The sequence below is a fragment of the Clostridium sp. RTP31139st1_H3_RTP31139_211217 genome (genome assembly GCF_040227035.1).
Taxonomy (GTDB): domain Bacteria; phylum Bacillota; class Clostridia; order Clostridiales; family Clostridiaceae; genus Clostridium; species Clostridium saudiense.
The window spans coordinates 58,054-70,161 of record NZ_JBCOAB010000016.1; the positions used below are offsets into that span (position 1 = coordinate 58,054).

General features: G+C 28.7%; 8 protein-coding genes. All 8 read right to left on the reverse strand.

What is annotated here, in order from left to right:
- Positions 1-273: 273 nt before the first annotated feature.
- The 8 genes from murB to ABUA17_RS08930 all read right to left on the reverse strand — a co-directional run bounded on the left by murB (position 274) and on the right by ABUA17_RS08930 (position 11,953).
- Positions 274-1,188 (reverse strand): UDP-N-acetylmuramate dehydrogenase, encoded by a 915-nt coding sequence (gene murB, locus ABUA17_RS08895; protein WP_042397657.1) that lies wholly within the window; start codon positions 1,186-1,188, stop codon positions 274-276.
- A gap of 79 nt (positions 1,189-1,267) precedes the next feature.
- Positions 1,268-3,133: an excinuclease ABC subunit UvrC gene (gene uvrC, locus ABUA17_RS08900; protein ID WP_195948915.1), complete on the reverse strand. Its 1,866-nt coding sequence runs from the start codon at positions 3,131-3,133 to the stop codon at positions 1,268-1,270.
- Positions 3,134-3,273: 140 nt separating this feature from the next.
- Positions 3,274-4,827: a peptidoglycan D,D-transpeptidase FtsI family protein gene (locus ABUA17_RS08905; RefSeq protein ID WP_042397664.1), complete on the reverse strand. Its 1,554-nt coding sequence runs from the start codon at positions 4,825-4,827 to the stop codon at positions 3,274-3,276.
- Between the two features lie 3 nt (positions 4,828-4,830).
- Positions 4,831-6,051, reverse strand: a complete 1,221-nt coding sequence (locus tag ABUA17_RS08910; protein WP_042397666.1) for an FtsW/RodA/SpoVE family cell cycle protein — start codon at positions 6,049-6,051, stop codon at positions 4,831-4,833.
- Between the two features lie 13 nt (positions 6,052-6,064).
- Positions 6,065-6,514: an FHA domain-containing protein gene (locus ABUA17_RS08915; protein WP_042397669.1), complete on the reverse strand. Its 450-nt coding sequence runs from the start codon at positions 6,512-6,514 to the stop codon at positions 6,065-6,067.
- 75 nt (positions 6,515-6,589) lie between these two features.
- The gene (gene uvrA, locus ABUA17_RS08920; RefSeq protein ID WP_042397671.1) at positions 6,590-9,415 is read right to left on the reverse strand and encodes an excinuclease ABC subunit UvrA; all 2,826 of its coding nucleotides are present in this window, start codon (positions 9,413-9,415) and stop codon (positions 6,590-6,592) included.
- 292 nt (positions 9,416-9,707) lie between these two features.
- On the reverse strand, positions 9,708-10,646 hold the full coding sequence (locus ABUA17_RS08925) for a sensor histidine kinase (RefSeq protein WP_242833235.1): 939 nt from the start codon (positions 10,644-10,646) through the stop codon (positions 9,708-9,710).
- Positions 10,647-10,831: 185 nt separating this feature from the next.
- Positions 10,832-11,953, reverse strand: a complete 1,122-nt coding sequence (locus tag ABUA17_RS08930; RefSeq protein WP_349817985.1) for an ABC transporter permease — start codon at positions 11,951-11,953, stop codon at positions 10,832-10,834.
- Positions 11,954-12,108 lie beyond the last annotated feature (155 nt).

Consider the following 12,108-nt stretch of genomic DNA (forward strand, 5'->3'; position numbering starts at 1 on the left):
TCGAATGAGTAAGTTTGCCTTGCCAAATATAAAATTTGGAGGCTCACTTATATCAAAACAACTTTGCTTTTACACGATTTAATTAACTAAATGTAATATTTAGAAACCTTCACGAATTATTTTTAATGAAACTCCTTCTCATATTCGTCGAATGAGTAAGTTTGCCTTGCCAAATATAAAATTTGGAGGCTCACTTATATCAAAACAACTTTGCTTTTACACGACTTAATTGAGTAAATCTAGGCATAAAAAAAGTTGCCCTAAGGCAACCTTTTACTCTTCACCAATTATTCTAACTTCTGGATGAAGCTCTACTCCAAATTGTCTCTTAACTTCATCTTGAATATATTTTATTAAATCAGTTATATCTTTAGCTGTAGCATTTCCTTTATTGATTACAAATCCTGAATGTTTTTCAGAAACTGCTGCTCCTCCTATAGAATAACCTTTTAAGCCTGCATCTTGAATAAGTTTTCCTGCAAAGTACCCTGTAGGTCTCTTAAATGTACTTCCTGCTGATGGATATTCAAGTGGTTGTTTTGATTCTCTTTTATTTGTTAAATCATCAACCAACTCTTTTATTGTCTTTACTTGCCCCTTTTCTAATTTAAACACAGCTGATAATACTGTATATCCTTTTTTCATAACTATTGATGATCTATATCCAAAGTCTAAATCCTTATTTGAAAGTCTTACAATATTGCACTCTTCATCAATTATTTCAGCACTTTCTATAACATGAGCTATTTCTCCATCATAAGCACCTGCATTCATAAATACGGCTCCACCTATAGTTCCTGGAATTCCACAAGCAAATTCAAATCCAGTTAATGAATTTTCCATAGCTTTATCAGAAACTGCTTTAAGCATAGCTCCACACTCTGCTTCTATTTTATCTCCATCTACAATAATAGTGTTAACTTCTTTTAAAGAAATTACAACACCTCTAAATCCACCATCTCTAACTAGTATGTTAGAACCATTTCCTATTAAATAAAAAGGAATTTTGTTTTCCTTACAAACTTCAACACTCTTTATTACCTGCTCTTTTGATTTTGGAATCAATAATATATCTGCTGGCCCACCAACTTTAAAATTAACATAACTACTTAGTTTCTCATCTATCTTAATATCATTTTCATCATAAAATTTCCCAAACAACCCTACAAATTTATCGTATTTATTCATGACAAGCTCCTTAAAATTATAAAATATTTACAATTTAATAGTATAAATTAATTTATACTATTAAACAAGTGATTTAGCTTTAATTATTACCATTAAAGTAATTATAAATACTTTGTGCTGATTTTTTATCTATAGATTGTGTATCTAAAAGTTCTTCTATCGTTGCCTTCTTTATGTTATCAACGCTTCCAAACTTCATTAATAATGCTCTTCTTCTTTTTTCTCCAACATTAGGTATATCATCTAAAATTGAATGTAAAGTTCTTTTATCTCTTAAGCTTCTATGATATGTTATTGCAAATCTATGCACTTCATCTTGAATTCTTCTAATAAGCTGCATTAAATTTGATCCTCTATTTATAATCAGCTCTTTATTATTATATACTATCCCCCTTGTTTGGTGTTTATCATCCTTAACTAGTCCACAAACTGGAATATCTATATTTAACGATTTTAACACCTCTAAAGCAATATTAACTTGACCTTTTCCACCATCCATCATTATTAAATCAGGAAATGTTGAAAATTTTCCTGCTGATAGCTTTAAATCTCTTTGTTGAATAGCTTTTATTTCATCTAACCCATGATTAAATCTTCTAGTTAATATTTCACGCATACTATCATAATCATTGGCACCCTTAACTGTTTTTATCTTAAATCTTCTATAATCACTATTCTTTGCTCTTCCTTCTTCAAATACAATCATTGTTCCAACAGAATCTACACCCTGTATATTAGAAATATCATATGCTTCTATTCTAGAAGGCCATTCATCCAAACTTAATAGCTCTTGAAGTTCTAATAAAGAAACTCTATTTAATTCTTTATCTTTTAAATATTTATCTTTAAACTTTTCTAAGGTAATTTGTGCATTATTTTTAACCATTTCAAGCATATCTTTCTTTTGTCCCTTTTGTGGTACTTTAATCCATACCTTAGAACCCCTTTTTATGGTCAAATATTCTTCCATTAATTCTAACTCATTAATTTCTGGTACAAAAATAGTTTTCGGTACCTTTGCTGTTCCTCCATAAAAGGTAGCTATGAATTCTTCTATTATTTCACCAATTCCTTCATTTGCAGTATTTTCAAATATGAAATGCTCTCTTCCGATTATCTTACCATCTCTAGAGAAAAATACTTGAATACAACTATCTTTTTCATCTTGCTCTATATTAATAAAATCTTCGTCACCTTCCATAGTTTTAAAAATCTTTTGCTTTTCAACTATAGCTTCTATAGATAATATTTTATCTCTCAATGCTGCTGCTTTTTCAAATTCTAATTCTTCAGCGGCTCTTTCCATTTCATCCTTTAGCATTTTAGTTACATAAGTTTCTTTACCACTTAAAACATCTATTATATCACTAATCATCTTCCCATATTCTTCTTTAGTAATATGGCCACCACATGGCCCAAAGCATTTTTTAATATGATAATTCAAACAAGGTCTTACCTTCTCTCCATTTTCTCTTATTGCAAGTTTACAAGTTCTTAATGGAAATATCTTATATATTAAATTAATAGTTTCATAAACTGCTGCCCCATTAGTGTAAGGTCCAAAATATTTGCTTCCATCCTTAGCAAAATTTCTAGTAACAAACACCCTTGGATAATCATCTTTTATAGTTATTTTTATGAATGGATAAAACTTATCATCCTTTAGCAGAATATTATACTTAGGACTATACTTTTTTATTAAGTTGCACTCTAAAATTAAAGCCTCCATTTCTGAATCTGTAACAATATACTCAAATTCGGAAATATTTTTAACCATTACACGCACCTTTTCAGAATGATTTTTTGAGTTTTGAAAATAACTTTTAACTCTATTTTTTAGTATTTTTGCTTTTCCTACATAAATTACTTCCCCTAAAGAATTTTTCATTAAATATACTCCAGGTTTATCTGGTAAATTCTTTAAATGATATTCAAAATCAAACATTTTAGAATCCTCCCCTCTTTAGTTTAGTAGATAATAATTAAGAGTTAAAGGTTACTCTAAGCAAACCTAAACTTAATTATACTTAAGCTTGCTTTTGTCCCCCTTAACTCTTATATTAGCACATAATTTTTTTATTTATTTTAATAGCCTAAAACCGCCTGTCTTACAACTTTACTTGCAACAGTTGCTGCTTTACCTGAACCAGTTCCACCATTTTCAACAATTACTGCAACTGCTATTTGTGGATCGTCCATTGGTGCTACTGATATAAACCAACTATGTGGTGTTGCTTCGCTACCATCTGGTAAAGTATAATCAGCAGTACCTGTTTTCCCTCCAGCATTAGTTCCTTCAAATGCTGGCCACTTACTTAAATTACTGTTAACTAAATTAACCATATAATCTTGTATTGTTTCTGCTATATCACTAGACATGACTTGTTTTAATTGTTTATCATCAATAGTTTTAACTACATTTTGATCTTTATCTACTATAGCCTTAACAAGTTTAGGCTGCATCATTACTCCATCATTTCCAACTGTAGCTGCAACTAAAGCCATTTGCATAGGTGTTGCTAAAACACTACTTTGGCCTATACCACTTTGTGCTATATTCCCAATTTCTGAACTATCTAAAGATGGAAATCTACTTGCAGTTATAGATATACCTGGCCCTTTTATTACAGAGTTGAATCCATAATCCTCTGCAGTAGATTTAAGTGCATCATTTCCTAATTCCATAGCTAATGTACCAAATACAACATTACTTGATACTTTATATGCTTGCTTTAAGTCTATTGAACCATAAGCATTATTTCCAAAGTTACTTAAAGATCTTCCATCAGGAAATTTAATTTTTCCTTCATCACTAAAAGTTCTATCAACTACTGATGGAATATTTTCTAATGCGCTTGTTAATGTTACAGTCTTAAATACAGATCCTGGAGGATATAATCCATTGATTGCCCTATTTATTAACGGTGAGTCTTCTCCACTTCCACTATTAGCTGCATTCATTTCATCTGCTAAATTATTAGGATTAAATGTTGGTTTTGATACCATTGCTAATATTTCTCCTGTTTTAGGATCTAATGCAACTACAGCACCTTTATTATTACCTAATGCATCTGATGCCACTTGTTGAAGTGTTGTATCTAATGTAGTTACAACTCCATTTCCTACCTTAGCGTCTTCTTCTGTTAGTAAGCTAAAATCTATCTTATCTTTAAATTCTTTAAAATTCTCTGTAAAGTTAAAGCTTCCTGTACTTTCCTTATCGCTCTTTATATTTTCTACTAACCCATTTAAATCAATAGTATCTAAGAACTTTCTGAAATTATTACCAAAAGCATTATAAGTAGTTAATTCACTATCATACTCTTCTTCAAGACCAGTAGTTCCATATACAGCACTTGTATAACCTAATGCATGCACATATAAATTACCATATAAATAATCTCTTTTTTGTGAAGTTTGATTTAACCTTTCACTTGTAGTTAATGCAGTCCCATTTCTATCATAAATGGTTCCTCTTAAAACTTCATTCTTTTTAGCTATAACCCTTGTGTTACCTGCCATTTCATTAATTTTAGGACTTTTAATTAGCTGAAAATATGCAATATAGGATATCAATGCTATAAAGAAAACTAAGAAAACTGTCATTACATGCTTAACACTTTTTGCTAAATCATTCATATCCTATGCCTCCTCTGATATTTTTTGTAATATTCCTAATGCAAAGAATATTGTTAATACTGATGAACCACCATAACTTATAATAGGCAATGTTATACCTGTTAATGGGATAACAGCAAATATTCCTCCTATTATAACTAATGTTTGACATGCTATCATTGTACTAAAACCAACTGCAATCAATTGTGAATAACTGTCTTTTGTAACAAATGCTGCTCTTATACCTCTATAAAATAATAGGAAATATATTATCATTAATCCAATTGCAAAAATTATTCCAAATTCCTCACATATAATTGCATAAATCATATCACTTTCTTTAACAGGCAAATTTTCAAAATGACCTTGCCCTAATCCAACTCCAAAAAGTCCGCCTGCAGCAATAGAATACATTCCTTCAACTATTTGATAAGATGATCCTAATGCATACTTCCATGGATCTAACCAAATCTTAACTCTTTCTCTTACATGCCCAAACATAGCATATCCAGCTACTGATCCTATAGCTGCTAATCCTAAAGCAGTAAATACATATTTTCTCTTTGATGTTGCAACATAAAGTAATGTTATTGAAATACCAAAGAATATTAAGGCACTTCCTAAATCTCTTTGAAGCACCATACACCCCATTGAAAACCCTGCAACTAATGCTGGTTGCCATAATTGCTTGGCATCTCCTTTAAAGTTATTTTTAGCTTCATAACTTGATAATGCAGCTGCTAAATATAATACTAATGCAATCTTTCCAAATTCTGAAGGCTGAAAAGATATCGGTCCTATTATTATCCAGTTCTTTGCCCCATATAATTCTGTACCGAATATTAATGCTAATGGCATTAATATTAAAGTTATTATCATATATATATTCTTATATTTTACAAAACTCTTTAAGTCTGGCAATATTACTACTATCAATATATAGGCTATTATTCCTAAAGATATCCAAACTAATTGTTTAATAGCTGTAACTGTATTTATTCTATATAATGTTGCTACTCCTACTACTGCTAATACACTTGCAAAAATTAAAATAAATTTATCGCCATCTGGATAAAACCTTCTAATTACAAAGTGGGAATAGCCTATTAATACACATAAGACTACCCCCATTATTAATGCAAATTTGTCAAAAGGTTGTTGTAAAAAACCTAATGCTGTGAAAAGTAGTAAGCATAGCAGATATACTAATCTAAGTAATCTTTTTTCTCGCTTTATTGCTTTCATATCATCACCTCTATTATCTGCCTGACTTTAAAACTTTAAAAATAGCACTTCCTATTTTTACTTCATCATCAGCAACTAGCTTATACTTTTCCTGTATTCTTTCATTATTTACATATACACCATTGGTACTATTTAAGTCTTCAACATATAAATTATTATTTTTAGCATATATTTTTGCATGGTTACCTGATACAAAAGGCTCGGTTAATACTATTGTATTTTCTGGCTTTCTACCTAATGTAATAATTCCTCTTATAGGAACTACTGACCCCTGTTCTAATGTAGAATTAACTCCAGTTTGAATAACCTCAATACCATATCTTATACCTGAGCTATTATTTCTTGCTTTTCCACCAGTCTTAACATCTTTATACATTATCTTTAACGCATAATATATAATGACATATAATAAAATTATGAAAACTATACCAAATGTAAAAGTAACCAACTTTCCAAAACTCATACCTTCACCTCAAATTAACGTATATTTACCATTATATATTAAATCTTATTGTAAAAAATAACAAGTCATCTAAGACTAACTTAATAACTTCTTAAGATATTTCCCTGTGTGTGATTTGTCGTTTTTAACTATTTCTTCTGGTGTTCCTTGCGCTACTAATGTACCACCTTTATCTCCACCTTCTGGCCCTAAATCTATTATATAATCGGCACATTTTATCATATCTAAATTATGTTCTATAACAACAACTGTATTTCCCGCTTCAACTAATCTTTGTAGTATTTCAACTAATCTACTAACATCATCTACATGAAGTCCTGTTGTTGGTTCATCTAAAATATATAAAGTCTTTCCAGTACTTCTCTTTGATAATTCAAATGCAAGCTTAATTCTTTGAGCCTCACCACCTGATAATTGAGTTGAAGGTTGACCTAATCTAACATATCCTAATCCTACATCTTTTAGTGTTTGAATCTTATTTTTTATCCTTGGAATATTTTCGAAGAATTCTAATGCCTCTTCTACAGTCATATTTAAGACATCATCAATATTCTTACCTTTATATTTAACTTCAAGAGTTTCTCTATTATATCTCTTTCCTTTACATACTTCACATGGAACATATACATCAGATAAGAATTGCATTTCTATTTTTATTATTCCATCACCAGAACATGCTTCGCATCTTCCACCTTTTACATTAAAGCTAAATCTTCCTGGCTTATATCCTCTCATCTTAGCCTCTGGAGTTTGTGAGAATAATTCTCTTATTATGTCAAATGTACCTGTATATGTTGCTGGATTTGAACGTGGAGTTCTGCCTATAGGACTTTGATCAATATCTATAATCTTATCAATATTTTCATATCCTGTGATATCTTTAAACGCACCAGTTGGGTTTTTACTCTTATTAATTATTTTATTTAATCCTTTATAAAGTATTTCATTTACTAATGTACTCTTACCAGAACCTGAAACACCTGTAACCATTGTTAAAACTCCTAATGGGAATTTAACATTTAAATTTTTAAGATTATTTTCCTTAGCACCAGTTACAGTAATAAAATTTCCATTACCTTCTCTTCTTACCTCAGGAACTTTAATTGATTTTTCTCCTGTTAAATATTGACCTGTAATTGATTCTTTACATGCCATAATTTCATCAACTGGACCTGCTGCAATTATTTGACCACCATGTTCTCCTGCTCTTGGTCCTATATCTACTATATAATCTGCTTCTCTCATAGTATCTTCATCATGCTCAACAACTATAACTGTATTTCCTACATCTCTTAAGTTTTTTAAAGTTTGAATTAATTTATCATTATCTCTTTGATGTAATCCAATACTAGGTTCATCTAGTATATATAAAACTCCCATTAATGCTGATCCAATTTGAGTAGCAAGTCTAATTCTTTGTGCTTCCCCACCAGAAAGAGTTCCTGAACTTCTTGAAAGATTTAAATAGTCTAATCCAACATTAACTAAGAATTGTAATCTGCTTTTTATTTCTTTTACTATTTGATCACTTATAATTCTTTCCTTTTCAGATAATGTAATTGAATTTATAAACTCAAGCTCTTCCTTAATTGACATTTTAGTAAATTCATATATATTTTTATCTCCAATAGTAACCGCTAAAACTTCTTTGTTAAGTCTAGCCCCTTTACATTTCGGACAAGCATTGTTGCTCATATATTGTTCTATTTCACCTTTTATAACATCTGAGTTAGTTTCTTTATATCTTCTTATAAGTGAATTAATTTCTCCATCATAAGAATATGCGTATTTTGCCTTTACTCCATCCTTAGTATAAATAACAGATAACTTATGTCCATTAGTTCCATATAATAATAAATCTAAATGTTCTTTAGATAATTCCTTTACTGGCCTATTTAAATCTAAATCATACTCTTTACTTAATGCTTGCAGTATAGCATATGTCCATGAATCTTCCTTTAGTCTTCCTTCTCCCCAAGTAGCTATAGCCCCTTCCATAACACTTAGGTTTTTATTCGGAATTACTAAGTTTGGATCTATTTCCATTAAAGTTCCTAAACCATCACATTTGTCACATTTTCCATATGGTGCATTAAATGAAAACATTCTTGGTTCAAATTCTTGTATGCTAATTCCACAATCAGCACATGCAAAATTTTCACTAAATAATATATCTTTATCACCAATTACATTTATTATAACTAGACCTTCTGCTAATTTTAATGCAGCTTCTAGTGAATCACTTAATCTACCTTCAATTCCTTCTTTAATTACAAGCCTATCAACAACTGCTTCAATATTATGCTTTTTAGTCTTTTCAAGTTTTATTTCATCTTCAGCTAATTCATATATTTCGCCATCTACTCTTGCTCTTACATATCCATTTTTCTTTATATTATCTAATATTTTTTCATGAGTCCCTTTTTTTCCTCTTATAATTGGAGCTAAAACTTGAATTTTAGTTCTATCCCCAAGAGCCATTACTTGATCCACAATTTGATCAACAGACTGCTGACTTATTACCTTTCCACATTTAGGACAATGTGGAATACCTATTCTTGCATATAGCAATCTTAAGTAATCATAAATCTCAGTAATTGTCCCCACTGTAGATCTTGGATTTTTGCTAGTTGTTTTTTGATCTATTGATATTGCTGGTGATAAACCTTCAATATAGTCAACATCAGGCTTATTCATTTGCCCTAAAAATTGTCTTGCATAAGCAGATAAAGATTCAACGTATCTTCTTTGTCCTTCAGCATATAACGTATCAAATGCTAAAGAAGATTTACCTGAACCAGATAATCCAGTAAATACTATTAATTTATCTCTGGGAATTTCTAAGGAAACATTTTTTAAATTATGTACTCTTGCACCTTTTACTATAATCTTATCTTTCATTTTTCTACCCTCTTCGATATACTTCATTATTTTATTTTTGTCATAATTTCTTTTCTTTAATCTCGAACAAATATTCTCTTTATTATATTTTAGGTTTATTGAAATTTATTGTCAATAAAATTCATGATTAATATTTATACGATTATAATTTGGTTTTTATATCTTTGCATCATCCAACATACTTACTTAAATTCTCAATAATATTTTTTTCTTGTATATCATCTGTTTATAAAAAAATACAAGCAAATACTTTTCTTTAAATTTGCTTGCATTAATTATAACTATTTTTATCTTATTTCCATAAAATTTGTATTATTAATTCTTCGTTTTTTAAAGTGGAATTTATACTATATCCCAATTTTTCTACTAAGACCTTAGTTATATACAACCCTAATCCTGTATTTCTATCACTTCTTGATTTATCCACAGTATAAAATCTATCAAATAATTTATCCACATTTTCTTCTGTTAAAGCTGTTGTCTTGTTAATAAACTCTGTTATTATTACATCATCCTTTTGTTTCAAAGTAATTTTTACATAACTTTCACCATGTTTAATCATATTTCCTATTAAATTAGTAAAAATTCTTGTAATAGCTCCTTCATCTGATATAATATCTCTAACATTTTCATCTACTTCAATAATCGGATTAATATTATTATTAATAAAATCATTGTAAAATGCAGCTATATTTTCGCATAATATGTTTTTTAAATTTACCTTTTTATAATTAAAGTTATACTCATTTCCCTCTATTCTAGATAAATCATAAAAGCTACTAATAAGATGCTGCAATGATTTTGCCCTATTTTCTACAATATCTATATACTCATTTTTTTCCTCTTCTGATATGCCTTCTAATCTTATCATTTGCAAATATCCCATTATTGATGTTAATGGTGTTCTTAAATCATGTGACATATTCGATATACTAGCTCTTAATTCTTCTTCATTTTTGTTTTTTTCTGCCACAATCTTTTGTTTTGAGTCAAATATTAGATTTATATCTTCCACTAAACCTTCTACATCTTTATCTACAGATTTGGTTTTTATATTTGCATATTCATCTAAATTATTATTAATTTGCTTACTTATTCTTCTAAACTCTCTTTTATATCCTATAATAACAGCTATTAAAACAATAATTATTGCTATTAAAATACATGTTATTCCCATATTTTCTCCTATTCTATATATCAATTCATTATATATACCCCTAGATATACTCATCTATAATTAAACCTCTTAATCTATTTGCATATGAATTCAAATCTAATTTTATAAATATCAAAATTCAATTTATTCTTTAAGTATATTATATACTCTATGCTTAATCCTTCCAACACTATATAAATATAAGCAAATTACCTCAATAGAATATTCTAAAAAATGAATATTCCACAGAGGCAACTCTTCTATAATCTATTAAACTTTTCACTACCTATATTATTCAATACCTTAATTGAAACAAATAAAGCTATTAAAAATATAATTAATACTGAACTTAAAATAATCATCATATTTGTAATATTGAATACTTTAACTAATACAACTGATACTGCTACAACTACTAATATTAATATCAATATTCCCAAAATAGTAATCATTACACTTGCGCTTTGCTTTACTACTGTTGTTGGATTTGTCCACTCCATCTTTGGAAAATATAAATTAATTATTATTCCTAATATAGCTGATACAATTGCAAATACTATACTAATTACTAAGTTAAATATTAAATACTTTATATCAAACTTTAATCCTATATAAAAAAATACATTTGCTATAATTGATGCTGGAATTGTTATTATTAAATTAGTTATTATTTTACCCTTAAAGATATCATTAGGTTCTATTGGCAATGATTTTAATATCCATAACCTATTTCCTTCTAATGATATTGATGAATTTGTTGTACAAGATAGTCCAATAGTAAATACTAAGAAAACTAATATTGCAACTGGAATCATATTAGCTATCTCAGGATACCCCAAAAATTCCACTAACGTTTCTTTACTTACAAATAACGTTGCAATGGATGCTGCAACTAATAATACCATCCCAAACGCTGTATTCATAACATAAATAGGTGTTGCAAAGTATCTTCTTAGTTCTTGCGTAATCAATGATTTTATTACACTGCTTGCTTCTAACCTTGACACCTTATAATTTGCCTTTTTATAGCTTTCTGATAATTTCCCATTTATAACTTTAAATGTCTTACTAAATACCAAAATAAATATTAAAAATGGAACTATTGATATTAGTATAAACTTTATTAAAGCAAATATATCATAATTTACTAAAGCTTCTTTTAAATACATTGCTGGTAGATATATGCTAGATAGTCCTTTTACTATTGAGTCACTATTTGCAATAAATTCATTAATATAATTTTGCATATTCATTGAAAGCATCATAATTAATAAAAATGCTATCATACCAACAACTGTAGTTACTATATTTTTATGCTTAAATCTTGATGATACAAATGTTATAGCAACAGCTATTATTGAAGCTGATATTATTGGAATCATTGGTATAAATATTAACCCTATTATTAATATAATGAAGAAAATCCATGACAAACTTCCATTATAGATAAAATATACTATGGGAGAGTAGATAGATTTGTGTAAAAAACAAATCTATCTACTCTTTTTTTGTATGATTAGTTGGTAGATTTGGAATA